The sequence below is a fragment of the Micromonospora sp. WMMD1102 genome (assembly GCF_029626265.1).
Taxonomy (GTDB): Bacteria; Actinomycetota; Actinomycetes; order Mycobacteriales; family Micromonosporaceae; genus Plantactinospora.
The window spans coordinates 865,335-890,587 of the sequence record NZ_JARUBN010000001.1; the positions used below are offsets into that span (position 1 = coordinate 865,335).

At 72.6% G+C, this 25,253-nt stretch carries 22 protein-coding genes; 18 read left to right on the forward strand and 4 right to left on the reverse strand.

What is annotated here, in order from left to right; translation table 11 throughout:
- Positions 1-194: 194 nt before the first annotated feature.
- Positions 195-3,152, reverse strand: a complete 2,958-nt coding sequence (locus O7626_RS04020; protein WP_278059359.1) for a BTAD domain-containing putative transcriptional regulator — start codon at positions 3,150-3,152, stop codon at positions 195-197.
- A gap of 524 nt (positions 3,153-3,676) precedes the next feature.
- Here O7626_RS04020 and O7626_RS04025 point away from each other — a divergent pair.
- The gene (locus O7626_RS04025) at positions 3,677-4,459 is read left to right on the forward strand and encodes a 4'-phosphopantetheinyl transferase superfamily protein (RefSeq protein ID WP_278059362.1); all 783 of its coding nucleotides are present in this window, start codon (positions 3,677-3,679) and stop codon (positions 4,457-4,459) included.
- On the opposite strand, the gene O7626_RS04030 is transcribed toward O7626_RS04025, so the two are convergent.
- Complete coding sequence (locus O7626_RS04030) at positions 4,415-5,566, reverse strand: acyl-CoA dehydrogenase family protein (RefSeq protein WP_278059364.1); 1,152 nt, start codon at positions 5,564-5,566, stop codon at positions 4,415-4,417. The genes O7626_RS04025 and O7626_RS04030 overlap by 45 nt on opposite strands.
- Positions 5,563-6,135 carry an acyl-CoA dehydrogenase family protein gene (locus O7626_RS04035; RefSeq protein WP_278059366.1) on the reverse strand — a complete coding sequence of 191 codons (573 nt, stop codon included), beginning with the start codon at positions 6,133-6,135 and terminating at the stop codon, positions 5,563-5,565. The genes O7626_RS04030 and O7626_RS04035 overlap by 4 nt, the downstream gene beginning before the upstream one ends.
- 179 nt (positions 6,136-6,314) lie before the next feature.
- Here O7626_RS04035 and O7626_RS04040 point away from each other — a divergent pair, with 179 nt between their 5' ends.
- The 17 genes from O7626_RS04040 to O7626_RS04120 all read left to right on the forward strand — a co-directional run bounded on the left by O7626_RS04040 (position 6,315) and on the right by O7626_RS04120 (position 22,477).
- A complete protein-coding gene (locus O7626_RS04040; RefSeq protein WP_278059368.1) occupies positions 6,315-7,973 on the forward strand; it encodes a condensation domain-containing protein in 1,659 nt (552 codons plus the stop codon).
- A 23-nt stretch (positions 7,974-7,996) separates the two neighbouring features.
- The gene (locus O7626_RS04045; RefSeq protein ID WP_278059369.1) at positions 7,997-8,257 is read left to right on the forward strand and encodes a phosphopantetheine-binding protein; all 261 of its coding nucleotides are present in this window, start codon (positions 7,997-7,999) and stop codon (positions 8,255-8,257) included.
- Positions 8,258-8,262: 5 nt separating this feature from the next.
- A complete protein-coding gene (locus O7626_RS04050; RefSeq protein ID WP_278059371.1) occupies positions 8,263-9,225 on the forward strand; it encodes a 3-oxoacyl-[acyl-carrier-protein] synthase III C-terminal domain-containing protein in 963 nt (320 codons plus the stop codon).
- Positions 9,218-9,979, forward strand: a complete 762-nt coding sequence (locus O7626_RS04055; protein WP_278059373.1) for a hypothetical protein — start codon at positions 9,218-9,220, stop codon at positions 9,977-9,979. Before O7626_RS04050 ends, O7626_RS04055 begins: the two co-directional genes overlap by 8 nt.
- Positions 9,980-10,226: 247 nt before the next feature.
- Complete coding sequence (locus tag O7626_RS04060) at positions 10,227-10,925, forward strand: CGNR zinc finger domain-containing protein (RefSeq protein WP_278059374.1); 699 nt, start codon at positions 10,227-10,229, stop codon at positions 10,923-10,925.
- Between the two features lie 529 nt (positions 10,926-11,454).
- Entirely contained in the window at positions 11,455-12,159 is a 705-nt protein-coding gene (locus O7626_RS04065; RefSeq protein ID WP_278059375.1) for a 2OG-Fe dioxygenase family protein, read from the forward strand.
- A 19-nt stretch (positions 12,160-12,178) separates the two neighbouring features.
- Positions 12,179-12,364 (forward strand): lysine biosynthesis protein LysW, encoded by a 186-nt coding sequence (locus tag O7626_RS04070; RefSeq protein ID WP_278059377.1) that lies wholly within the window; start codon positions 12,179-12,181, stop codon positions 12,362-12,364.
- The gene (locus tag O7626_RS04075) at positions 12,357-13,238 is read left to right on the forward strand and encodes a RimK family alpha-L-glutamate ligase (protein WP_278059379.1); all 882 of its coding nucleotides are present in this window, start codon (positions 12,357-12,359) and stop codon (positions 13,236-13,238) included. Before O7626_RS04070 ends, O7626_RS04075 begins: the two co-directional genes overlap by 8 nt.
- Positions 13,238-14,269 (forward strand): N-acetyl-gamma-glutamyl-phosphate reductase, encoded by a 1,032-nt coding sequence (gene argC / locus O7626_RS04080; protein WP_278059381.1) that lies wholly within the window; start codon positions 13,238-13,240, stop codon positions 14,267-14,269. The genes O7626_RS04075 and argC overlap by 1 nt, the downstream gene beginning before the upstream one ends.
- A complete protein-coding gene (locus O7626_RS04085) occupies positions 14,269-16,107 on the forward strand; it encodes a M20/M25/M40 family metallo-hydrolase (RefSeq protein ID WP_278059383.1) in 1,839 nt (612 codons plus the stop codon). The genes argC and O7626_RS04085 overlap by 1 nt, the downstream gene beginning before the upstream one ends.
- Complete coding sequence (locus O7626_RS04090) at positions 16,107-16,883, forward strand: 1-deoxy-D-xylulose-5-phosphate synthase N-terminal domain-containing protein (RefSeq protein ID WP_278059385.1); 777 nt, start codon at positions 16,107-16,109, stop codon at positions 16,881-16,883. Before O7626_RS04085 ends, O7626_RS04090 begins: the two co-directional genes overlap by 1 nt.
- On the forward strand, positions 16,880-17,764 hold the full coding sequence (locus O7626_RS04095; RefSeq protein ID WP_278059386.1) for a transketolase: 885 nt from the start codon (positions 16,880-16,882) through the stop codon (positions 17,762-17,764). The genes O7626_RS04090 and O7626_RS04095 overlap by 4 nt, the downstream gene beginning before the upstream one ends.
- Positions 17,765-17,774: 10 nt before the next feature.
- Positions 17,775-18,656: a family 3 encapsulin nanocompartment shell protein gene (locus tag O7626_RS04100; protein ID WP_278059388.1), complete on the forward strand. Its 882-nt coding sequence runs from the start codon at positions 17,775-17,777 to the stop codon at positions 18,654-18,656.
- A complete protein-coding gene (locus O7626_RS04105; RefSeq protein WP_278059390.1) occupies positions 18,653-19,555 on the forward strand; it encodes a sulfotransferase in 903 nt (300 codons plus the stop codon). Before O7626_RS04100 ends, O7626_RS04105 begins: the two co-directional genes overlap by 4 nt.
- Positions 19,555-20,346 carry an SDR family oxidoreductase gene (locus O7626_RS04110; RefSeq protein ID WP_278059392.1) on the forward strand — a complete coding sequence of 264 codons (792 nt, stop codon included), beginning with the start codon at positions 19,555-19,557 and terminating at the stop codon, positions 20,344-20,346. The genes O7626_RS04105 and O7626_RS04110 overlap by 1 nt, the downstream gene beginning before the upstream one ends.
- The gene (gene cysD / locus O7626_RS04115; protein WP_278059393.1) at positions 20,343-21,233 is read left to right on the forward strand and encodes a sulfate adenylyltransferase subunit CysD; all 891 of its coding nucleotides are present in this window, start codon (positions 20,343-20,345) and stop codon (positions 21,231-21,233) included. The genes O7626_RS04110 and cysD overlap by 4 nt, the downstream gene beginning before the upstream one ends.
- Before the next feature lie 2 nt (positions 21,234-21,235).
- On the forward strand, positions 21,236-22,477 hold the full coding sequence (locus O7626_RS04120; protein ID WP_278059394.1) for a GTP-binding protein: 1,242 nt from the start codon (positions 21,236-21,238) through the stop codon (positions 22,475-22,477).
- Between the two features lie 125 nt (positions 22,478-22,602).
- On the opposite strand, the gene O7626_RS04125 is transcribed toward O7626_RS04120, so the two are convergent.
- The gene (locus tag O7626_RS04125) at positions 22,603-25,230 is read right to left on the reverse strand and encodes a LuxR family transcriptional regulator (RefSeq protein WP_278059395.1); all 2,628 of its coding nucleotides are present in this window, start codon (positions 25,228-25,230) and stop codon (positions 22,603-22,605) included.
- Positions 25,231-25,253 lie beyond the last annotated feature (23 nt).

The window sequence follows — 25,253 nt, forward strand, 5'->3', positions numbered from 1 at the left end:
ATCGTGACCTCCGAGGATCGTAGCAGAATTTTCTGTTGTGCTTTTTCTAGCCGTGCGGGCAATCACGGCATTCTCACGGAGCTATCGCGGGGCCATCACGCGAAGCGGCGGGGAGGCGGGGCGGCGATGGCGCAAATTAAGCGCCGCGAACAGCAGAAACCCCGCCACCGGCGGGGCAGGGGCTCGACGGAGGGTCAGCGGGTACGCGCCCGCAGCTCCTCGGCGACCGGTCTGACGATCTTCGGATCGAGTTTGTCGGCCAGTGCGAGGGACTCCCGCCACGCCATCGAGGCCGCCTCGCTCTGCCCACGGCTGCGGTACGCGTCGCCGACGGCCAGCAGCGCCCTGACCCGCCAAGTGTCCATCTCCAGTTCGGCGAAGATCTGCTGGGCCTGGGAGAAGAGTTCCAGGGCCAGGTCGGCCATCCCGCGTTCCAGGTGGATGCCGCCGCGCACCATCCGGATCTGCCCGCCGAGCATCCGGTGCGGCAGGTAGGACGCCTGGTCCTGCACCTTGACCAGCTCCGCCTCGGCCTCGTCCGTGCGCTGCTGCCGGGCCAGCGCGACGCCGAGGCCGTAGCGGGCGTACATCTCGCCGACCTTGTCGCCGTACTCCTGGACCAACTTGATCACGTTTCGGAAGGTCTCCTCCGCGGCGGTCTCGTCCTGCTGGGCCAGTTGCAGGTCACCGAGCCGGCACAGCAGTTGGCAGCGGATCCGGCGGCTGCCGGTGGCGTGCACCAGTTCGAGCGCGCGGGTCAGCTGCTGCTCGGCCGCGTCGGCGTCGCCCCGCTCAAGCTGGATCTGCGCCATGCTGCCGAGTACGTGTGCCTCGCCGACCGCGTCGCCGGCCGCCCGCAGCAGCGGCAGCGCCTGCTCGCAGCGGCGGGTCGCGTCGGCCATCCGGCCCTGGGCGCGGTCCAGGAAGGCCAGGTTGCGCAGCACGAGTGCCTGGCCGTGCCGGTCGCCGACCTCGGTGAAGATGTGCTGGGCCGGCCGCAGTAGCCAGCCGGCCTCGGTGAACCGCTGCTCGAACAGCCGCAGCGCACCCAGCGAGTGCAGCATGGCGGCTTCCCCGCGCCGGTTGGCGGCGCGGCGGCACTCGGCCAGCGCCATCTCGTGCGTGACACGCCAGTCGTCGAAGAAGCTGTGCGCCTCGAACAGGGTGACCGAGGTGAGCGCGAGGTCCCAGCAGAGCTCGTCCAAGCCGGCGCGGGCGGCCTGGCAGACCGCGGCGACGATGCCGTGCCGTTCGCTCTCGTACCACTGGATCGGGTCGACCAGCTCGCGTTCGATAACGATATCTGGCAGCGGCCAACGCTCTGCGCTGCCGTGCAGCAGCGTGTGGTCACCGCCGTACTCCCGGCGGTGCGCCTGTTCGGCGAAGTAGAGCCAGGCGCCGAGCGCGCGGTCGAGGGCCGCGGCACGCTCGGCGGGCGAATCGTCGTGGGCGAGGCGCTCGCGGGCGTAGGTGCGGATCAGGTCGTGCAACCGGAAACGCAGCCGCCCGCTGCGGCCGAGCCGCTCGACGTCGACGAACTGGGCGTCGATCAGTTCCTCGAGCGCCTCTTCACCCTCGTGCACCGAGGTGTCGAGCAGCGGGGCGGCCAGCCAGCCGGGGAAGTCGTGGACCTCCAGCATGGCGAGCCGGCGGAACAGCCGCTGCGCGGTCTCGCTGAGCACCTTGTACGTCAGCGCCAGCGTGGCCCGCACGCCGAGTCCCCGGTAGACCAGCTCGTGCAGCCGCTGGGTCTCGTCGGCGATGCGTTCGACGAACCGGCCGATGGACCAGTGCGGGCGGGACGCCAGCCGGGCACCGGCGATGCGCAGCCCGATCGGCAGCCCGCCGCAGATCTCCACCAGCCGCAGGCACTCGCTCAGCTCGGCGTACGCCCGGTCGCTGCCGATCACCTTGACCAGCAGCCGCATCGCCTCCTCCTGGTCGAAGATGTGCACGTTGACGGTGGTCACCCCGGGCTGCCCGGTGAGCCGGAACCGGCTCGTCACCATCACCGCACAGCCGGCGGAGCCGGGGACCAGCCAGCGCACCTGCTCCTCGTCGACGGCGTCGTCGAGGACGACCAGGATCCGCCGGTGTGCCAGAAGTTGCCGGTAGAGTTCGGCGCGCTCTTCGAGTCGTTCCGGTATCGCGCTGCCCGTCACCCCGAGCGCCCGCAGGAACCGTTCCAGCGCCTGCGCCACGGTGACCGGCTGCACGGAGAGGCTGTTGAGCTGGACGAACAACTGGCCGTCCGGAAATTCGTCGGCGAGCAGGTGCCCGACGTGGGTGGCGAGGGTGGTCTTGCCAACGCCGGCCTTGCCGCAGACCACCACCACCGGCACGCTGTAGGGCGAGTCGCCCCTGGAGAGCAGGTGCTGGCGGAGCTGGCGGACCGGCTCGGTGTGCCCGGTGAAGTCCTGGATGTCGGTGGGCAGCTGGCGCGGGGTCACCTCCGGCATCGGGACGGTGCTGGGCAACGCGACCGGCCGCGGCGCCGGGTCGGGTGAGCCGCTGAGGATCGCCCGCTCCAGCGCCTGCAACTCCTCGCCGGGCTCGATGCCCAGCTCGTCGACCAGCAGCCGACGCCCGCTGCGATAGACCTCCAGTGCCTCCGCCTGCTGTCCGGACTGGTACAGCACCCGCATCAGCCGAACCCGCAGCCCTTCCCGGAGGGGATGGTGACTGACCAGCTCGGTGAGGTAGCCGACCAGGCCGTGGTGCGTGCCGAGCCGGAGCCGGACGTCGGTCCACTGTTCGACAGCGCCGACCAGTTCCTGGACCAGTCGGACGTCGACACCCTTGAGGATCCGGCTGTTGCCCGTGGTCAGCCCGTGTCCCCGCCAGAGTCCGGTGGCCGTCCGGAACAGCTCGTCGGCCTCGGCGAGGCGGTGCTCGGCGACGGCCTGGTGGGCCCGCCGGGTCAGGTCGGCGAAGGCCAGGCTGTCGAGCTGGTCGGCGGGCACCCGCGCCATGTATCCGTTGGACGTGGTGGAGATGACGTCCGGTGGCAGGCCGGCCTCGGTCAGCATCCGACGCAGCATCGATATGCAGATCTGCACCTGCGCCTTCGCGGTGGCCGGTGGTGCGTCGTCCCAGACGGCCTCCATGAGCCGGTCCATTCCGACGCTCCGGTTCGCCTCGATCAGGGTCATCATGAGGATGATTTGCTGACGTTGCGCGACGATCGGAAACTGACCGGACGGGCCGTGCACCTCCAACGATCCTAGTACTCGAAACCACACCTCGCACGCCCTCCTCGCCCCCGTGTGCACCGTCCATAGGTGCCAATGTGAATCGGCGTGTGCTTGTCGAAAGCGTACGTCCTGTTCGCCGCTCGTGGTAGCTCGTCGATGCGTACCCGCCCGTCGCCCGACTGCCGTTGGCCGGGTCGTCACGGCGACGGCGTCGTTCCGGGACGCTTACCGCTCTTCTCGCCCGTCTCGGGCGGGGCGGCACGGGGCGGCCAGAGCCAATCGAACTTATCGGATAACTAGGTCAATCATCATTATTAATCGACAAGAGGCTATTAGCCAGACGCTGTCACTCCGAGCTGTGGCGCGACTGCGGAACGCCACGGGGGTGGTCCGAACCGCCGATATGGTCCGAACCACCAGAATGGTCCGAACCATCGGGATGGCCCGAACCACCAATACGCCGGCCTGACTACGATGACCCGGTGGATCTCCAGGTGTGGGTTCTGGCGGCGCGGGCCGTGGCGACGGACGAGGCCGCGGCACTGTTGACCGCCGACGAGACCGCCCGCGCCGGACAGTTCGCCGTCCCGGGTGCCAGGGACCTGTTCGTGGCGTCCCGGGCGGTGCAGCGGACGCTGGGCAGTGCGCTGCTCGGCGTCGCTCCCCAGCAGGTGCCGATCGGCCGCACCTGCCTGCACTGTGGCCACCGCGACCACGGCAAGCCCAGGTTCCTGGCGCGGCAGGCGCCCGAGTACTCCGTCTCGCACAGCGGCGCGCTCGTCCTGGTGGGATACGCCCGGACCGGCCGGATCGGGCTCGACATCGAGGCCGACGACCGACGCACCGACCTGGCCGGGCTGATCCCCCGGATCGCCTCCCCGGCCGAACGGCGACGGCTCGGCCGCGTCCCGCCACCGGACCTCCGGCGCGCCTGCCTGCGGCTGTGGACCCGCAAGGAGGCGGTGGTCAAACTGACCGGACACGGCTTGGCACTGCCGTTCACCCGGTTCTCCGTGGACGAGGCGGTGGCCAGCGCCGACGAGCCGGTGCCGGACTGGCCGGACGAGCCGGTGTGGCTGCGCGACCTGCCGGTGGAGCCGGGCTACACCGCCGCCCTGGCGACCAGCCCGGCGCCGGCCGAGGTGACCGTGGCCCGCCTGACGTCCCTGGCGGAGCTGCGGGTACGGCGGGCGACGGCCGGCCACCCCCGCCCGGAGCAGTCACCGCTCCGACCGGCCGGTCTCGACCGTGCGGGCGATCCGTAGCCGCTGCACGTTCGTCGTGCCGTCCATGAACTCGAAGGCGTACGCGTCCCGCCGCCACTTCTCCAACAGCGGATGCGCCAGCAGCGAGCCCGGCCCGAGCGCGACGACAGCCCAGCGCACCACCCCGATCGCCAGCGCGGTGCAGTGCAGTTTCGCCACCGACGGGCGGTACGCGTCGTCCGGGTCGTGGTCCGCACCGGCGGCCGCGTCGTACAACAGTTGCCGGGCGGCGTCCAACCGCGCGGCCTGCCGGCGATGACCGGGCGCACCGGGAAGGTGCGAGGCGACGTAGTCGTACGCGGCGTACGCCAGCCCGATCGCCATGGCGCCGATGTGCACGCGCATGATGTTGAAGGTCCGGGCGATTCCCCACGTCCCGCGCCGGGACAGTGGCAGGTGCGAGCCCAGCACCATGCCGGCCGGCACCCGCACCTCCTCGAACCGCAGCTCGCTGAGGTACGCACCGCGCAGGCCCAGCATCTCCAGCGGGCGGGTGCTGAGCCCGGGAGCGGGCTGCCGGATCAGTGCCGCGCGCAGCGACAGCGGGGACGGCCCGGTGCGGGCGAACACCACGCCGATCGCCCCCCGGGCACCGTTGCTGATGTACCGCTTCGCCCCGCTGAGCAGGTAGTCACCTGACCCGCACTTCGTCAGGGTGGTCTCCACGGCGGTCCCGTCGGTGCCCCGGTCCGGCTCGGTCATCCCGAAGAACGTCCAGAGTGGGCCCTCGGCGACCGCCCGGTAGAAGAACTCGCGCTGCTCCTCGCTGCCCAACGCGTCGACCACCACCCCGGCCAGCGAGGGCCCCGGGCTGGCGGTCAGCACCCCCGGGTCGCCCCGGGACAGTTCGACGGTGGCGACGATCCGGGCCAGGTAGGACTCGGTCTCGACGTCGTCGAAGACGGTCGGCCCGGTCCGGAAACGCTTCGGCACCGTCGCCTCGCAGATCGCCCGGAACGCCGGTGAACCCAGGTGCGGCGCCATGTCGGCCGGCGCGGCGTCGATCGCCAGGGCCCGCCGCCGCAGGTCGGGTGCGATCTCGCCGATGGTCTCGCGCAACGCCAGCAGCGGCGGCTCCAGCCCGGCCGTCGGCCCCGGCCCGGTCACTGCGTCACCCAGCAGTTCGCGACCAGCTCGGAGACGTGGCAACTGCGTCCCGGGTTGTCGGCCAGATATCCGCTGGCGCCGAGCAACTTCGCCGCCTCCCAGTCCAGGTCGGTGATCCGGTCGTGCACGTCCGCGACCGCCTCGGCGGTGGCGGCGGAGAGGGTCAGTTGCACACGTAACGCCTCCACCTCGGTGAGCAGGTCGGCGAGAGTGCCGAGGACCAGCTGCTTGCGGATCGTCGGCTCGCCGCCGGACGTACGCCCGGAGAGGTGGGCGACCGCGTGGTCGGCGAGCCGGCGGGTGGCACCCAGCCGCGCCGCGGCCAGCAGTACGCCGAGATCGGTGAGCGTGTCGGTGGGCTCCGCGGCGGTCGGCACCCGGACGAAGGCGATGCCCTCGCGGGCGGCCACACTGTGCGGGATGGTCTCGACGTCGCTGGTCCAGTCGGCCGGGACCGCGGCCGTGCCGCCGGGTGCGGCGACGATCTCGACCCCGGTCAGTGCCCTGGCCAGGCCCGCGGCCAGACCTTCGAGGTAAGCCGCCTGCTCGCAGGCGGCGATGCTGTTCATCATCAGTTCCCCCACGGCCAGCGTGGCTTTCGGCGGACGGTGCGTCGCATGGATGGAACGACTGTCGCCAGCGGGCCGGCGAGCGTCAACCAGCGCACCGGTGGCAGCTTCCGGCCGTCCGGTAGCTGCCGACGCCGGGCACTGGCGCCGGGCCCGGAGGGGTACCGACGATCGAGGACGTGACGACGGCGGCAAAGATCGCGGACATCTGCTGGGGGCAGCGCTACTTCTGGCTGCACCGGCACTGGATCCCGTCCGACGCCCGGCACGACGAGCACATCGTGCTCCGGCACGACCTGCCGGAAGGGGTCGGCACTGGGCGGCTCAGGATGGTCCTCAACCAGCTGGTCCGCCGGCACGAGGCGCTGCGGACGACGTTCCGGATCGGACCCGACGGCGGGCCGCGACAGGTCGTGCACCCGCCGGCACCGGTCGCGGTCACCGTGGTCGACGCCGGTCCGCACGCCCCGGAACCGCCGGCCGAGGTGATCCGGCAACACACCGAGGCCGACTTCGACCTCACCGTGGAGCCGCCGCTACGCGCCGTCGTGGTGACCGTCGGCGACGTACCACGGCAACTCGTGCTCGTCTTCGCGCACATCGCGATGGACGACTGGAGCGTGGCGACGCTCTACGGCGAGCTCACCGCGATGCTGGCCGCTACCGGCCGGCCCGCGGCGCTCGCCCCGGTCCGCGACCAGCCGGCCGACCTCGCGGCCCGGGAGGCCGTGCTGGACGGCCCCCGACGGGAGACCGACCTCGGGTACTGGCGCACCCAGGTGGCCGCCCTGCCCGCCGACGTCTACGCGCACCGGCGCCGCACCGGCGTCACCGAGTCGCACAGCGCCGCCCTGACCTCGCCGGACCTGCTCGGTGCGGTCCGCCAGGCCGCCGCCCGGCACCAGGTGTGGCCCTCCGTGGTGCACCTGTCGACGTACGCGGTCCTGATGGCCGCCTACACCGGCGTGCACCGGGTGCCGTACTGGCTGTTCACCAGCCGCCGCGAGACGTCGGCCGACGCTGCCGTGCTGACCAGCATGTTCGCGCCGATGCTGATGAACGTGGACCTCTCCGGCGATCCGCCGCTGTCCGCCGTGATCCGCCAGGTGGCCGAGTTGCTCGACCGGGGCAAGCAGCACCTGACCACGCCGTACGACGAGCTGGTCGAGCTGATGGCGCTGGAGGGCGCACGGCGCGGGCAGGCCGTCCGGGTCGAGGCGGAGGTCAACTTCCTCAGCTACACGCCGCGGAGCTGCGATGCCCGGCGATCCCGGTTCACCTGGAACCGTGCGCCGCGGGCCTGGGCCCGCTCCGGTGCGGACTCGTACTTCCGGATCTACGAGTGGCAGGACGGCGTCACCGTCGCGCTCCGGTCCAGCGGCGAGGTGCTGGACCGGGCGGCCACCGAGCGTTTCCTCCGGGCTTACCAGGAGATCGTCACCGCGCACGCCGGCCCGGACACCGACCTGACCGTCGGCGAGATCGCCCGGCACCTCGACTTCGGCACGGTCGCCCGGCACCTCGACCTCGGCACGGTCGCCGGATCCCGGGTACGTCCGACCGGCCGGCACGACGAACCGGCGGCCGGTCCGGCCGCCGGCGAGGCCGACCTGGTCACGGCGGTGGCCGCGATGAACGGTCTGGCCGAGGTGGACCCGCTACGCAGCTACGTGGTCGCCGGGGGCCGCGCGATGCGCGCCCCGGCGGTCCTCGCCGCGTTGGCCGAGCGCGGCTGGCGCGGACTGCGGGTCCCCGACCTGTTCGACACCCGGCCGCTGCGGGCGATCGCCGGGCAGCTCACTCCCGCCGGCCCGGACCGCCCGGCGGACTGGTCATGACGCAACCGGAACACGGAGGGCCCATGGAACGCGCACAGGCTGTGGAACACATCCGGGTCTCCCTGGAGGCCGTGCTCAACCAGCACCTGCCGGAGGTCGACGAACGGACCCGGCTCTTCGAGGACCTCGCGATCGACTCGATGAGCGTCCTCGAACTGCTGATCGGTCTCGAGGACTCCATCGACCTGGAGATCGACCCGACCGAGCTGAACGCGGACGTCTTCCAGACGGTGGGTACCCTCACCGACTACGTCTGCGGACAGCTCGCCAAGGCACCGGCCTGACCGCGATGACGGTCACGCTGTCCCGGGTCGCCACCCGGCTGCCGAGCCGGCTCGACCCGGTCGACGAGATCCTCGAACGCAGCGGCCGTCCGCGCACGGAGCGGCGGTTGATGACCCGGGTGTACGGGATGCGCAGCAGTCCCACCCTCGACACCGGTGAGCGGCTGCTGGACCTGCTGGTCGACGCCGGCCGGGCCGCGCTGCGCGGGCGGCCGGCCGGCATGGTCCTGTACGGGCACACGTTGCTGGTCCAGCCGTTCGGTCAGGACGGCACCTTCGCCGCCGCCCTGCGGACCGGTCTCGGCCTGCCCGGCGCCGACGTGTACGGCGTCTCGGGAATCGCCTGCACCTCGGTGCTGCGCAGCATCGAGCTGGCCGCCCGCTACCTGGACCGTCCGGGCGTCGACGCCGACGAGACCGTGCTGGTCCTCGGCGGTGACCAGGGCAGCCTGGGCGGTGCCTCCCGGGTCATCCCGGGCTTCGTGGTCTGCGGCGACGGCGCGGCGGCCCTCACCGTGCGGCGAGGGCGCGGCCGGTACCGCTACCTGGCCGGTGCCGCCGTGCGCGACACCCGGTTCCACCACAACCTGCGGATGTCCGACGAGGACGCCCGGGAGTTCGGCACGAGCAGCGTGCACGGTGTGGTGCGGGCGATCCGGGAGGCCCTGGCGGGCGGTGGACTCGAGTTGTCCGACGTGGACTGGGTTCTGCCGGCCCGGTGCAACCGCTTCGTCTGGCAGGCCATCTGCCGGGAGCTGGGTCTGGGAATCGACCGTGTGCACCTCGACCTGCTGGCCGACCAGGGGCACGTCTTCGGCCTGGACGCGCTGCTGTCGCTGGCGCACCTCGACGGCGCCGGCCGGCTGCGGCCGGGCGCCCGCTGCGTGCTGGTCGCGATCGGCCAGGGCGCCTACTTCCAGGCCTCGGTGGTCGAGGTGATCCGAGAGGAGGGTACGGCGGATGGCTGAGCTGTTCGTCCAGTCCATGGCGGTGGCGGTCGAACCCGACCCGCCGTACGTCGACGGACTGCCGGAGCTGGCCGGGATGTTCGACGATTCCGTCGACGTCGAGGCCATGGCGGCGCAGTTGCGCACGGTGGCCGAGGTCGCCGGGATCCCGCCGCACCGGCTGCGCCGGCTGGCCGCCCCGCGCGACGGCGCCGAACCCGTCGACCGGGTGCTGCACGCCATCGGGGCGCCGGCGGCACCGCAACCGGTGCTGCTGGTCCAGGAGGGTCCCGACCGCGACCCGTTCGCCACCACGCTGCCCCGGTTGATCCACCAGGCGCCGTGGCCGGTGACCGAGGAGTTGACCCTGACCCACCTCGGCGCGGATGCCGGGTGTGAGCTGCTGGACTTCCTGTCCTGGTGGCTGGAGCCGGCGGTCGGTGCCACCGTTCTCCTCTCCCACCAGCCCGTCTTCGTCGACGCCGCCCGGTTGCCGGCCCGGCTCACCGCGGTCGCGCTGCGCTTCGGCGACACCGGGCCGCTGGCGGTCCTCGACTGGCGGGCGACGGGCCAACCGTCCGCGACCGCCTGCGAGGGCTGGCCGGAGGTGTACGCCCTGTTGACGGGGGACTGGCTGTCCCCGGGGGACACCTTCGAGATCCAGTCCGGCGGCGCCCTGATCCGCCTCAAGTACGTCGGCGACGAGGACCCGGCGGACCCGCGCTCGCCCGCACCGGCTCCGCTCGTGCTCGCGGAGCTGGGAGGTACGCCCTGACGGCCGGCACCGGCCCGTCCGCCGGTCGCGTCGACCTTCCGCGCGCTTTCTCGTCAGGGCCGGCGCGTCCCGTCGCAGCAGCCACCGTCAGGCACGAAACTGGTTGCGATAGCGTCTGCTGCGACCCGGCGACGCCGGGAATCGATCTAACAGACAGTGCGGTCGACGGAGTTCGGCTCGAATGCCGCTCGAAGAAGAAGCATCCTCACGCTACCGCTGATGGAGTTGTAGGTGGTAGCCTTCATCCATGCCACTCGACGTGTGCCAACTGCCGCTGGTCGGCGGGCACCCCGCACTCGATCTGGTCAACACGCTCGAGCGTGGGGCGCCGCCGGTGGACGGCTACCAGCCCCACGACTTCCTTTCCGACACCTCCGCACTGCTGCGTTGGACGACCCGGGTGGGTCTGGTCAGCGACGCGGAGGCCGATCGGGTGGGCCGAGCGTGGCGCGACGATCCGGGGGCGGCACACGCGGGTCTGACTGCCGTGCGGAACATCCGGGAAGAGCTGCACCTGGTGCTGCTCGCGACGATCCCGGACGCCGACGGCGGTGCAGCGGGTGCGCAGGGCGGCCCCGGTTGGGGTGATCCGATCGCGGCGGGTGCCGCCCTGGTCGGATTGCAGGAGCGGTGGTCCGGGGCCGCCGCCCGCGCGACGCTGGTGCTCGACCGAGGTGACCCGCCGGAGGTGCGCCTCGCCTACGGCAGCGTGGCGGCCATGCTGGTGGCCGACCGGATCGTCGAGAGTGTCCTCGACGTGCTGCTGACGACAGACCTGACCCGGGTGCGTCGATGTCCGCTGGCCGAGGGCGGCTGCGGCTGGCTCTTCCTCGACCAGAGCCGCAACGGCTCCCGCCGCTGGTGCCGGATGGCCGACTGCGGCAGCACGGTCAAGTCGCGACGGCTCACCGAGCGCCGCCGCGCCGCACGGGCCGGCACCCGGTAGCTCGCCCGGCGGGTGGATCGCCGCCCGAGAATGTCACCGACGGCACCCCACCCGACGCCGGTTCCGCCGACCCTGCCGGTCCTGCCGGAGCACGCGGTGCCGCCCGCCGTCGTCCCCGCCCTCCGCCCTCCGCCCCACACCCACCCCCGGTGACCTCCGACCGAGGCGCCGCCGACGTGGCTGCCGGCAGCTCGACCTGGACAGCAGAGGCGTTACCGAAGGGTGGTAACGCCTCTGCTGTCCAGGCCGGTGGCCGGGCGGCGGTGTGGGGCCGGGCGGGGTGTGGGGCCGGTGGTGTCGGCAGCGTTGCCGTGATGACGGCCGTCTTCGCTGCCCGGTGCACGGGCTCCCGTTGGGTCACAGGCTGCTTCCGGGCCGCTTCCACCGGACTGACCAGCATCGATAACGGCTAGGCAGTCGGCACCGGTAGATAGGTGCATCTTCCGGGGGCATTGAGTAGTGCGCGACTGGCCATCGGAGTACCGCCTCCCGACTAGCTTCATATCTGGCCGATAAGGGAGGTTCGGCAATGCGCACAGAGGATGCTGTCCTGCCGCGATCGCAAGATATCGCGGAAAAGGGATGGAGTCACGGACGACTACCGGTATCCGCGAACGCCGATTGGCGGGAATTCGCGAGTGCCTGGGACGATCTGCCGATCGACCCGTACGTCAGACCGAGTCACCGCACGTCACGGTACCGCCGTCTGGGGCGGCTGCTGGCGCGCGGCGACGGCTCGGTGGAGCGCCTGCCGACCGGGGCGTTCGTCCAGGGTAGGGACGTCAACCGGGTCTACGGCGGGCAGGTCAGGGTGTTCGAGCCACTGCTGGGGAAGACGCATGACAACGCGACTTTCCAGGCGACGATCGCCCACGACCTCGATCTGGTACGGCAGGTGGAGGAGAAGGAGACGGAGTGGGTCATCACGGTGCACGCGATTCGTGTGATAGCCACCGGTGACGCTGCTTCGGCGCCGGCGCCGGAGGGGCGTCACAGTGACGGTCACGACTACGTGATCATGCACCTCGTCGGTCGGGAGAACTGCCTCGGCGGGCTGAGTCGGCTGTTCCGGAAAGGCGAGGACGTGCCGCTGTTCGAGCACACGCTCCTGGCCCCGATGGAAACGCTGGTGCTGAACGACCGGACGATGGAGCACGAGGTTACGCCCATCGTCCCGGGCGGTTCGTCGACCGCCATTCGGGACATGATGATTGTCGATTTCGAGCGGGCCTGAGAAATCCGGAGGGATCCCCATGGTGAATGTGACGACGGCACCCGCCTGCGTGGCGTGCGACACCGACATCGCCGTACCGGACGAGACCGAACTGGGCGACATCCTGTCCTGCCGCGGTTGCGGGCAGGAGCACGAGGTCATCGACCTGGACCCGGCGGTCCGGCTCGACCGCGCGCCCGAGGTGGAGGAGGACTGGGGTGAATGAGACGGCCGATGTGCTGGTCTCGGTCACCATCGTGCGTCCGGAGGAGCGGCTGCTCCTCCGGGCGCTCCGGGCGACCGGACTGACCGCGCGGTCGGTGACGCCTCGGCACACCGCCGCGATCCTCAACGGCGCCGTGCCACGACCGCGAGCGGTGCTGCTGCGCAACGTCTCGCACCGGGAACTGGCCGCGATGTCGGACCGGTTCGAGCAGGCCGGCATCGAGACGCTCAACACGCCGGGGGCGGTACGCCTCTGCCTCTCCAAGGACCTGCAGGCGATCGCGTTCGCCCGCTCCGGCGTACCGCACCCGACGACACACGTGGCGTTCTCCGTCGAGCAGGTCGGCGAGTACGTCGCCGCGCTCGGCGGGGACGCGGTGCTCAAACCGATCAGCGGGTCGTGGGGTCGGGGCGTGGTTCGCGTCTCCGACGACGCCCAGTTGGACGCCTGGGCCGGTGGCCGGGAGGGGCTGGACCCCAGGGGCACGAACTTCCCGGTGGTGGTGCAGCAGTACGTGCCGAAGCCCGGCTACAACCTGCGGGTACACGTCGTCGGCCACCGGCCGGTGGTGGCGTACCGGCAGATCAGTCCCGGGCTGTGCACCAACACCCACCAGGGCGGCCTGGTGGAGCCGGTGCCGGTGACGGACCGGGCGCGCGAACTCTGCGACCGGGTCGTCGACTGCTTCGGTCCGGGCTTCTACGGCATCGACCTGGTGGAGTCGGTGGAGACCGGCGAGATGTGGGTGCTGGAGGTCAACACCAACCCCGACTTCGCCCGCTCCTCCGAGATCCACGGGGTGGACATCCCCGGCCACGTCGCCGAGTACGTCCGGGACCGGGTGTTCGCCACTATACCGAGCGGGGTGGCCTGATGGGCGACGACCGGATTACCGTGGCGGTCCTCGGCGGCAGCGGGTTCATCGGTGCCGAGCTGATGCGGCTGCTGGCCGCGCACCCGCAGGTGGAGCCGAAGTTCGTCTCCTCGGCCCGGCACGCCGGACAGCGGGTCGGGCAGGTGGTGCCGGGGCTGCGGAACTCCCCGGTGGGCGAGCACCGGATGCGTGGGCTGGACGAGATGTCCAAGGTGGACGTGGCGGTGGCGTGCCTGCCCAACGGGACGCTGCCGACCGTGCTGGAGGAGGTCTCGGCAAACGCCGACCTTGTGGTCAACGTGGCCGGGGACTACCGGCTGCGCCAACCCGACGAGATCGCCAAGCACTATCCCGAGTCGGCCGGCGGCTGGCGGCACCCGATCCCGTACTGGGTGCCGGAGTTCTGCGCCAAGCCGACCGAGCCGGTGCTGAACCTGCCCGGCTGCATGGCGGCCTCGACGCTTTACGCGATCTATCCGCTGTTCCAGGCCGGGGTGGCCGCACCACAGGTGGTGGTGGACGCCAAGACCGGGTCCAGCGGGAGCGGCAGCGGCAGCGTCGAGCACCCGGCGATCCGGGACGGGAACGTGCGGGTGCACCGGCTGCACGGGCACCGGCACGCCCCCGAGGTGCGGCAGGCGATCACCGACCTGACCGGGAACACCCCGGACATCCAGTTCTCCACGTTCAGCCTGCCGGTCGCCCGGGGCGTCATGGTCAGCGCGTACGGGCGGCTGAACCCGGGTGCCGGGATCGGCGACGTACGGCGGGCGTTCGCGCGGGCGTACGCGGACACGCCGTTCGTTCGGATGGCGAACGGGCGTACCCCGATGGCGCTGCCGATGCTCAAGACCGTCGTCGGCTCCAACGTCGCCGAGGTCGGCGTGGCGGTCGAGGACGACCGCTGGGTGTCGGTCTGCACGCTCGACAACCTGATCAAGGGCGGTGCGGGGCAGGCGGTGCAGGCCCTGAACCGCGTCTACGGCCTGGACGAACGACTGGGACTTCCGGAGGCAGGGGGATGGCCGTGATGAACAACGCCGCTCTGTCGGCCGTCTCCCCGTACTCGCCGCTCTACGTGGTGAAGGTGGGGAGCGCGAGCCTGCGCTATCCGGCGATCTACGACGAACTCGCCGTCCTGCGGGACGGCGGTGCCCGAATCCTGCTGGTCTGCGGCGGTGCCGCCGACATCGCCGACTACTACGCCAGCCTGGACCGTCCGATGCGGACGGTGACGCTGGCCGGCGGAGACGAGGTCCGGTACTGCCCGCCCGACGAGATGCCGTACATCGTCGCGGCCTACGAGCGGCTGACGCTGCCCCGGGTACGCGACGAACTGGGCAGCCGCGGCCTGACCGTCTTCGGCGGAACCGCCAGCGCCGAGGCGCTGGTCAGCGGCACCCCGAACCGTCCGCTGCGGGTGGTCGACGGTGGCCGGCAGCGGCTGGTCCGGGACCACCGGGCCGGGGTGGTCTGCGAGGTGGCGGTGTCCCGGCTGGCGGCGCTGCTCACCGCGTTCGACGTGGTCTGCGTCTCGCCGCCGGTCGCCGCCGACGACGGGGGCGCGCCGATAAACGTCGACGCCGACGTGCTCGCCGCCGAACTCGCCCGCGCACTCGACGCCGACCACCTGCGACTGGTGACGGGTACGCCGGGACTGCTGGCCGATCCGGCGGACCGGTCCAGCACGCTGCCACACCTGGGCCGGGGCGACGGCATGACGTACGCCAAGGGGCGGATGCGGCAGAAGGTCCGCGCCGCCGAACTGGCCCTTTCCGGTACGCCCGACGTGGCGATCACCGGCCCGCACACCGTCAACGCGTACCGGGCCACCCGGTTCTGGCGGGCCCCGGCGCCGGAGCCGGACCTGGACCTGCTGGCCCGGATGGTGGAGATCTCCTCGGTCTCCGGCGACGAGCGGGAGCTGGGGCTGTTCCTGCTCGACTGGCTCACCGAGCGGAAGGTGCCGGCGATGCTGGACGGGGCCGGCAACCTGGTCGCGACCCGCGGCTCCGGCCCGCGCACCCTGCTGATGATCGGGCACATGGACACGGTGCCGTACCGCTGGCCGGCGGCCTGGGACGGTGACACGCTCACCGGCCGGGGCTGCGTCGACGCCAAGGCGAGCCTGGCGGTCTTCCTGGAGACCCTGGCCGAGCTGGACGTACCCGAGGACGTGACGGTGCGGGTCGTCGGCACGGTGGAGGAGGAACGCACCGCGGCCGGTGCGCTCTTCGCCCGGGACCACTACCCGGCCGACGCGGTGGTCGTCGGCGAGCCGAGCGGTGCCGGCGCGGTCACCATCGGCTACCACGGGGTCTGCAAGGTCCGGGTCCGGGTCGAGCAGTCCGCCGGGCACACCGCCGGGCAGGGCCGGCGCACCGCCGGCAGCCGGCTCGTCGACGTGATCGGCGAGGCGGAGACCGAGGTCGGCAAGCGCAGCCCGGAGGCACTCTTCGCGGTGCTGGGCCTGGCCGCGGGCGGCTCCGGCGCGACCCAGACCGCCTCGGCGGTCCTGGACGTGCGGGTGCCGCCACAGGTCGAGGTGGACGAACTGCTGCCCGCCTTCGGCGACGCGGAACTCCTGCTGGCCACCCCGGCGGTCAGCACCCCCCGGACCGACCCGCTGGTGCGCGCCTTCACCCGCGCCCTGCGGGCGGTCACCGGGGGTCCACCCCGGCTGCTGGCCAAGAAGGGCAGCAGCGACATGAACACCCTCGCCACCACCTGGCGGGGCGTGCCGATGGTGGCGTACGGGCCGGGCGACGCCAGCCTCGACCACACGCCGGACGAGCGGATCTCGGCCGGCGAGTACCGGCAGGCCAGGGCGGTGCTGTCCGCAGCGGTACGGGATTGGTGTGAGCGCTGATGAACGAGACCGATCTGCTCAACGAACAGGCTGCCCGAGCCCGCCGGCTGGTGGTCGAGATGGCCGGCAGCCCGGTCGGCTGCCACCTCGGCGGCAGCCTCTCCGTGCTGGACATCCTGGTGGCCGCCTACGCGGTCGCCCGGTCCCGGCCCGGCACCGAGGTGGTGCTGAGCAAGGGACACGCCGCCGCCGCGCTCTACGCGGTACTGCACGAGAACGGTGTCATCCCGGAGAACCCGGCGCCGCGCTACGGCCAGGCGGGGTCGCCGTACACCGGTCATCCAGGTCCGAAGGTCCCCGGGGTGCGGTTCCCGACCGGCAGTCTCGGGCACGGGCTCGCCTACGCCGTCGGCTGGGCGCTCTCCCGGCAGCTGCTCGGGCAGCCCGGCGGCGCCATCGCGGTGGTCGGCGACGGTGAGCTCCAGGAGGGCCTGGTCTGGGAGGCGCTCCAGGTCGCCCACGCGAAGCGGGTGACCGGACTGACCGTGGTGGTGGACGTGAACGGTGGCCAGAACGACGGCTACGTCGCGGACATCTCGCCGCTGACCGATCTGCCGGCCCGGCTGACCGCGTTCGGCTTCGACGTGATCGAGGTGGACGGCCACGACATCGACAAGCTGATGGCGGCGATGGCGCCCACCGACCGGCCGAAGGCGGTGCTGGCCGCCACGGTCAAGGGCAAGGGCGTGCCGGCGACCGAGGGCAAGGCGGGCTCGCACTACGTCAAGGTGAGCCCGGCCCGGGCCAGACAGTGGAAGGCGGCGATCCGGCCATGATGTCGGCACGAGACGCGTACAAGGCCGAGCTGACCGAGCTGGCCGAGGCCGACCCGCGGATCGTCTGCCTGGAGGCCGACCTCGGCGGTGCCAAGCACGGCTTCCAGGAGCGGATCCCGGACCGGTTCCTCAACCTGGGCATCGCCGAGGCGTCCGCGGTGGACATCGCCGTCGGGCTCGCCTCGGCCGGGCTGCGCCCGTTCCTCAGCACCTTCGCCACCTTCGCGATGTTCCGGGCCGCCGAGAGCGTCAAGCTGGGGCTCGGCTACCTCGGTGCGCCGGTGGTGCTGGTCTGCCCGTACGGCGGGGTGTCCGGAGCCTGGTTCGGGCCCACCCACCACTGCCTGGAGGACCTGGCCGTGGCGCAGAGCCTGCCGGGGCTGCGGATCGCCGTACCGGCCGGCGAGGCCGAGACCCGGGAGGTGATCCGCACGGCGGCGGCCGGCGACCGGCCGTGCTACGTGCGGCTGGCCCGCAACGACGTCTTCGACGTCCCGCTGGTGCCGGCCGCCCGGGGCACGGTCAGCTGGCTCAACCCGATCACCGAGGGGACCTGCCTGGTCTCGATCGGGGAGAAGCCGACCGAACTCTGTGCCGCCGCCACCGAGCAGCGGCCCGAGCTGGGCCACGCCCACCTGTGCTGGGTGGACGCCGAGAGCCTCGCCGAGGTCGTACCGCAGCTGGCCGGCGCCCGCCGACTGGTGGTGGTGGAGGAGCACCGCGGGGCCGGCAGCGTCGCCGCCACGCTGGCGCTGATGCTGCCCGGCCGGGACGTACGCGGGGTGAACGCCGGCACCGACTGGCCGACCGAGGGCGGCAGCCACGACGAGACCCTCGCCGCGCTCGGCCTGACCGTGTCCGCCGTACTGCAAGCCGCCTAAGGAGATCCAGATGGCCACAACCATGCAGCCCAGCGCCACCGCGCTGGAGGTCACCCGCCAGACGCTGGCCGACCCGGCACTGACCCGGCGCAGTCCGGGTGAGGAGTTCGCCTGGGCGGTCGCGCAGGAGAAGGACGGCGCGGACCTCGTCGTGCCGATCCGTGCCCACCTGACCGCGTCGTTCCCGCTCTTCGCGACCCGGCCCCGCTACACGGTCCGCCACCTGCTGAAGGTGGCCTCCGTCTCCGACCGTACCCTCGCGTTCGTCCGGGAGGCGCCGAAGGCCGGGTACGGCGCCGCCGGCAACACCTACGCGACCACGCCCGAGTCCGGCTTCCGGCCCAGTGTCGAGTACGCCGAGCTGACCGAGATGACCGTCACGGTGCCGGTACCCGACGGTCTGCGCCACGACCCGGCCCTGCTCGCCGCGTTCGTCGACTACCGGGTGCTGGTCCGGCTCGGTGTGGTGGAGAACCAGGCGCTGCTGCACGGCACCGCCGACCACCGGATCGAGGGCCTGCTCAACCTGCCCGAGATCCGCCGGGCGCCGTTGCGCGGCGACCTCGGTGCGGCGCTGACCGAGGCGGCCGGCACGGTCGAGGAGACCGGCGGCTCCTGCGACGGGATCGTGGTGCATCCGGCGCACTACTGGGAGCTGGTCCGGGACGGCTACCTCGGCCGACTCGGCGAGGCGGGCATCAAGGTGTCCCGTACCCGGATGATGCCGCGCGGTCAGGCGCTGCTCGGCGACTTCCGGGCGGCGGTCACGCTGCTCGACCCGGGCAACTCGTCGCTGGCGATCGTCGGCGACGCGATCGAGGCCCGCACCTGGGCCGGCCTCGCCGTGCACCTGCCGCAGCACTTCCTCCTGTTGGGAGGTGACCGGGAATGAAGGTCGTCTACATCACCGGGTGGCTGCGCAGCGGCAGCACCATCCTGGGCAACGTGCTCAACGAGCTGCCGGGGGTGCTGCACGTCGGCGAGCTGCACTACCTGTGGCAGAACGGGGTGCTGCGGCACGGCACCAACTCGCTCTGCGGCTGCGGCGAGCAGGTCGAGACGTGCCCGCTCTGGTCGTCGGTGGTGGCCACCCTCGACGCGCCGGACCTGTCCCGGCTGGCCACCCAGATGATGCGGTGGCAGCGCGGCGCCCTGCGTACCCGGCACACCCGGGCCCGGCTGGCGAACACCCCCGAGCAGGCCCGTGCGGTGGTGGACCGGACGGTCGCGCTCTACCGGGCCCTGGCGGAGCGGGGGGCGTCGCGGGCGATCGTGGACAGCTCCAAGTACCCGGCCGAGGCGGCGGCCCTGCTCAACCGGCCGGACGTCGACCTGCGCCTGGTGCACATCGTGCGCGACCCGCGCGCCACCGCGTACTCGTACCTGCGGGCGAAGCGCTACATCGACCCGATGAGCCCGGCGGCCAGCACCTCGAACTGGGTCGGCTTCAACCTCGCCTCCGAGCTGGTCGGCAACGCCTCCAACGGGCGCTACCTGCGGGTGCGCCACGAGGACCTGACCCGGGAGCCGCGCCGGGTGGTCGCCGAGGTGCTCCGGTTCGCCGGGCTGGACGACGAGTCGCCGGTCGACGACGACGGCAAGGTCACCCTGGGGGTCAACCACACGGTCACCGGCAACCCGGACCGGCTCGGCCAGGGCACCGTGGCGATCCGGCCGGACGAGCGGTGGCGTACCGAGCTGCCGGCCGGGCACGCCGCGGTGAGCACCGCGCTCGCGTTGCCGCTGCTGCGCCGCTACCGGTATCCGCTGCGGGCGAAGGGAGCGGCGTGATGGACCTCGGTCTGACCGGCCGGGTGGCCCTGGTCGCCGCCGCGAGCAGCGGGCTCGGCCTGGCGGTCGCCCGGGCGCTGGCCGCCGAGGGCGCGGACGTCTCCATCTCCGCCCGCGACCCGGAGCGGCTGGCCCGGGCACACGAGGAGGTCGACCGGGCCGGCCCGGGACGGGTGCTCAGCACGGTCGTCGACGTCACCGACGAGGCGGCCGCGGCCGGCTGGGTGCGGCGTACCGCCGAGGAGCTGGGTGCGCTGCACGTGGTGGTCACCAACTCGCCCGGCGTACCGCACGGCAGGGCCGACGCCTTCGCGGTGGACGACTACCGCCAGGCGTTCGACGGCTCCACGCTGCCGCACGTCGCGCTCACCCTGGCCGCCCTGCCGTACCTGCGGCAGGCCGGCTGGGGCCGGGTGCTGATGATCACCTCCGAGGCGGTACGCCAGCCGCTGCCGGGCACCGCCATGTCGGCGGTCGCCCGGCTCGGCGTGCTCGGCTTCGCCAAGGGGCTGGTGCACTCGCTGGGCGCCAGCGGCGTCACGGTGAACGTCCTCGCCCCCGGGGTGCACCAGACCCCGGCGTTCGAGGGGTTCGTCGCGGCGCACTCGCAGCGGTCCGGAGTGGACCGGGAGACCGCGCTGAAGGAGATCGCCGCCGAGGTGCCGCTCGGCCGGATCGGCCAGCCCGCCGACTTCGGCGCGCTCGCCGCGTTCCTGGCCAGCCGGCACGCCGGCTTCGTGACCGGCACGGTGCTGCTGGTCGACGGCGGAAACACCAGGGGGATCGGATGAGCGTCGAGGTACTGGAGGCGGAGGCCGTCCACATCATCCGGGAGGTGGCGGCCGAGTTCGAGCGGCCGGTGCTGCTCTTCTCCGGTGGCAAGGACTCGATCGTCATGCTCCGGCTAGCCGAGAAGGCGTTCCGGCCGGCGCCGATCCCGTTCCCGGTGCTGCACGTCGACACCGGGCACAACTTCCCCGAGGTGCTCGACTACCGGGACAGGCGGGTCGCCGAGCTGGGGGTGCAGCTGATCTGCGCCTCGGTGCAGGAGTCGATCGACACCGGCCGGGTGGTCGAGGAGACCGGGCCGCGGGCCAGCCGCAACCGGTTGCAGACCACCACCCTGCTGGACGCCCTCGACAAGTACGGCTTCGACGCCGCGTTCGGCGGGGCCCGCCGGGACGAGGAGAAGGCCCGGGCCAAGGAGCGGATCTTCTCCTTCCGGGACGAGTTCGGCCAGTGGGACCCGAAGAACCAGCGGCCCGAGCTGTGGAACCTGTTCAACACCCGGATCCGGCGCGGGGAGCACATCCGGGTCTTCCCGCTCTCCAACTGGACCGAGCTGGACGTCTGGCGGTACATCGAGCGGGACGGGCTGGAGGTGCCGTCGATCTACTTTGCGCACCGCCGCCGGGTCTTCGAGCGGGACGGCATGCTGCTGGCCGAGAACCCGTACCAGGCGCCCGGTCCGGGCGCGGAGGTGGTCGAGGCCACCGTCCGGTACCGCACGGTCGGCGACATGACCTGCACCGGGGCCGTCGAGTCCGGGGCGCGCACCGTCGCCGACATCGTCAGGGAGGTCGCGTCGACCCGGATCACCGAGCGCGGGGCGACCCGGGCCGACGACCGGGTCAGCGAGGCCGCCATGGAAGACCGCAAGCGGGAGGGGTACTTCTGACCATGGACATCCTCCGGTTCGCCACCGCCGGCTCGGTCGACGACGGCAAGAGCACCCTCATCGGCCGTCTGCTCTACGACTCCAAGTCCACCTTCACCGACCAGTTGGCGGCGGTGGAGCGGGCCAGCCGGGACCGTGGCGACGAGTACACGAACCTGGCCCTGCTCACCGACGGCCTGCGGGCCGAGCGGGAGCAGGGCATCACCATCGACGTGGCGTACGGCTACTTCGCCACGCCCAAGCGGAAGTTCATCATCGCCGACACCCCCGGGCACGCCCAGTACACCCGGAACATGGTGACCGGGGCCTCCACGGCGGATCTGGCGATCATCCTGGTCGACGCGACCAAGGGGCTGGTCGAGCAGAGCCGCCGGCACGCCTTCCTGGTCAGCCTGCTCGGCGTGCCGCACCTGGTGGTCTGCGTCAACAAGATGGACCTGGTCGGCTACGACGAGGCGGTCTTCGAGCGGATCCGGGCGGAGTTCTCGGCGTTCACCTCGAAGCTCTCGGCCCGGGACGTGACATTCGTGCCGATCTCCGCGCTGCGCGGCGACAACGTGGTCAGCCGCTCCTACGAGATGGGCTGGTACGGCGGCGCCCCGCTGCTGCACCACCTGGAGAACGTGCACATCGCGTCGGACCGGAACCTGGTCGACGCCCGCTTCCCGGTGCAGTACGTCATCCGGCCGCAGTCGCACGCCTACCGCGACTACCGGGGCTACGCCGGCCAGGTCGCCGGCGGCGTGCTGCGCCCCGGCGACGAGGTGCTGCACCTGCCCACCGGGCTGACCACCCGGATCGCCGGGATCGACGGCCCGGACGGCCCGGTGGACGAGGCCGCCCCGCCGATGTCGGTGGTGCTGCGGCTCGCCGACGACCTCGACATCTCCCGGGGCGACATGATCTGCCGGCCGCACAACGCCCCGACCCCGACCCAGGACCTCGACTCCCTGGTGGTCTGGATGACCGACCGGCCGCTCCGGCCGGGCCAGCGGCTGCTGGTCAAGCACACCACCCGGACCGCCCGGGCGGTGGTGAAGGACCTGCGCTACCGGCTGGACGTGAACACCCTGCACCGGGACGAGGACGCCGCCGAGCTGCGGTGCAACGAGATCGGCCGGTTGCACCTGCGGGTCACCCAGCCGCTCTTCTGCGACCCGTACTCCCGCAACCGGCTGACCGGCGCGTTCATCCTGATCGACGAGGCGACGAACCTGACGGTCGGCGCGGGGGTCGTCAACTGACCCGGACCGACACCGGCGCCGCTCCCGCGAGGGGGCGGCGCCGCTGTCGTTCTGGGCTGGTCCGGGGGTTCGGCTCGGGTCCGGCCGGCTTCGTTGTGGTCCGGCCCGGGGCCGGGCGGATTCGTTCAGCTGACGGTCTCGGTGAGCAGCACCCGCAGGTCGCCCAGCTCCGCCCGGGTGCTGATGCCGAGCTTGCGGTACACCCGGTGCAGGTGGTTCTCCACGGTGCGTACCGACAGCACCAGGCGGCGCCCGATTTCCTTGCTGGACAGGCCGTGCGAGGCGAGTTCGGCGATCTCGCTCTCCCGGGGCGTGATGTGCGGTGCCTCCAGGATGGACAGTGCCGGGCAGCGCGGCACGTCCTCGCAGCGGCGGATCAGGGTGAGCGCCCGGGCGGTCGCCGCGGACGCCAGGGCGAGCTGGCCGCCGTTGCGGTGCCGGATCGACTCCTCGGCGGCGGCCTCGGCGGCGAGCAGCGAACTGCCCAGCTCCGCGAAGCCGGCCGAGACCTCGGCCAGCGTGCCGGCGTCGCCGTCGGCCACCGCACGGGCGTGGCTGGCGTACAGCCCGGCGAGGCGGTGGCCGGAGTCGTCGGCGAGTACCCGCAGCCGGTCCGCGGCCCGTTCCGCCGCACCCAGCCGGACCACGTCGTGCAGGGCGAGCGCCTCGAACCCGACCGCGCCGGCGGACCGGGCGAGCCGCGCGGCGCGCTGGGCGAGCGGTACGCCGTCACCGTGCTGCGCGGCGGCGACCCAGGTGCGGGCCAGCTCGATCCACGGAGTCAGCACCCGCATCGAGGCGGCGGGCAGCCGGTCCACCTCGGCCAGGTTCTCCCCGGCGGCGTCCGTGTCGCCGGTCAGGGCGTGACCGTGCGCCATCAACCCGAGCAGGAGGGCCAGCATGCTGCTGGGACCGTACTGGCGGGCGATCGAGACGCCCTCCCGGGACCAGGAGATCTCCTCGCGCAGCCGGCCCCGCATCCGGGCGACCAGGCCGCGCAGCAGGCACGCCATCGCCAGGCCGAACGGCCAGTTGCCGGCCAGCGCCCGGTCGTAGCTCTCCCGGGCCCGCTGCTCGGCCGCCTCGAACTGGCCGGTCCACAACTGGCCGTGCACCACGCCGAGGTCGGCGAGGACCGCCAGCCAGGGCGCGTCGGCCGGCCACTCGCCGTCGAGTTCCGCCACCCCTTCGCCGGCCCGGCCGGCGAAGACCATCGACAGGCCGGCCGCGACCCGGGCCTCGGGTTCGCCCGGCACGGTGCCGGCGAGTTCCAGGGCGGACTCGGCGGAGCCGGCGAGGGCGCGCAGCAGCGCCTGCCGGGCGACCAGCCGGGCGCGGGCCGCCCCGCTGGTCAGCTCGGCGGCGGTGACCCGCAACAGCGCTTCGGCCTGGACCGGACGGTCCAGGCCGAAGAAGAGGATGAAGGCGCGCACCGCAACCACCCGGGCCCGGTCGTCGTCGTCCTCCGGTATCCCGAGCTGGGCCAGCGCGGCATCGGCCTCCACCGGCCGGCCGGTGAAGAGCAGGCTGTAGCCGAGCGGTTCCGCGGCCGGCGCACCGCCACCGGCGGCGAGCGCGCGCCGGCCGAGCAGCTCGGCCAGCTCCAGGTCCATCGCCACCCAGGCACCCCGGGCGGCCGTCACCGTGCTTCCGCCGTCCTCCGGTCCGGGCCGCCGGCCGCTCTCCATCCGCCACCGGGCGGCCCGGGCCAGCTCCACCGGATGCTGGCTGGTCGCCTCGACGAGGCCGGCGCAGCGGTCCAGCCAGCGCTGGGCGCGCAGCCGGGGGGTGACGGCACGCAGCACCTCGCCGTAGATGGGGTACGCCAGCCGCGCCTGGTCCTGACCGTCACATTGCTCGATCCGGACCACGCCGTGCGCCTCGGCGGCCTCCAGCACGTCGGGTGCGATCAGCTCACCCACCACGAGCGGGTCGATCGGCTCGGTGAAGGCGAGCAGCTCCAGAGCGGGCCGGCACTCCGCCGGTGCCGCCGCCAGCCGCTCGTCGACCAGGTCCGCCAGCCAGGACGGCACGGCGAAGTGGCCGGTCAGCCGCCACATTCCGGCCGCCGGGTCGGCGACCAGCCGGCCGGCCGCGAGCTGGGCGGTGAGCAGTTCGCGTACCCAGAGCGCGTTGCCGGCGGTGGCCTCCCAGAAGCGCTGCACCAGCGCCCCGTCCACCTGGCCGTGCAGCGCCTCGGTGAGGATCTGCTGCACCTCGTCGCGGGTCAGCGCAGCTACCTCGATCCACTCGGCCAGCCCGTCGGTCCACAGCTCGACGATCGGCCGCGGCAGCCGGCGGCCCTGGCGCACGGTGGTCAGGATGAACAGTTCGCCGCGCCGTGCCATCCGGACCGCCAGCGCGGCCGAGGCCTCGTCCAGCAGGTGGGCGTCGTCGGCGACCAGCACCAGGCGGCGCCGGCCGGCGTGCTTGCGCAGCGACTCGGCGGCCAGCCGCAGCGAGTCGCCGGTGAACGGGGCGCTGAGCAGCGCGGAGGGTAGGTGTTCGGCGAGCGCGCCGAACGGTACGTTGGCGGTGGCCGACGTGGTGGCGGCGTGGATGACCCGGTGGGTCGCCGGGTCGGCGCGGCCGGCCGCCTCGACCTGCAGGCGGCTCTTGCCGACGCCCTCGGTGCCGGTGAGTGCCACCCCGGCGATGTCGTCGTTTGCCATCGCGGTCGCGATCCGGGCCAGCTCGGCGTGTCGGCCGGCGAACACCTGCCGCAGCCGGTCCCCCATGGTCGTATTCCTCACCGCGTCAGCGTCAGCTCGGCGGC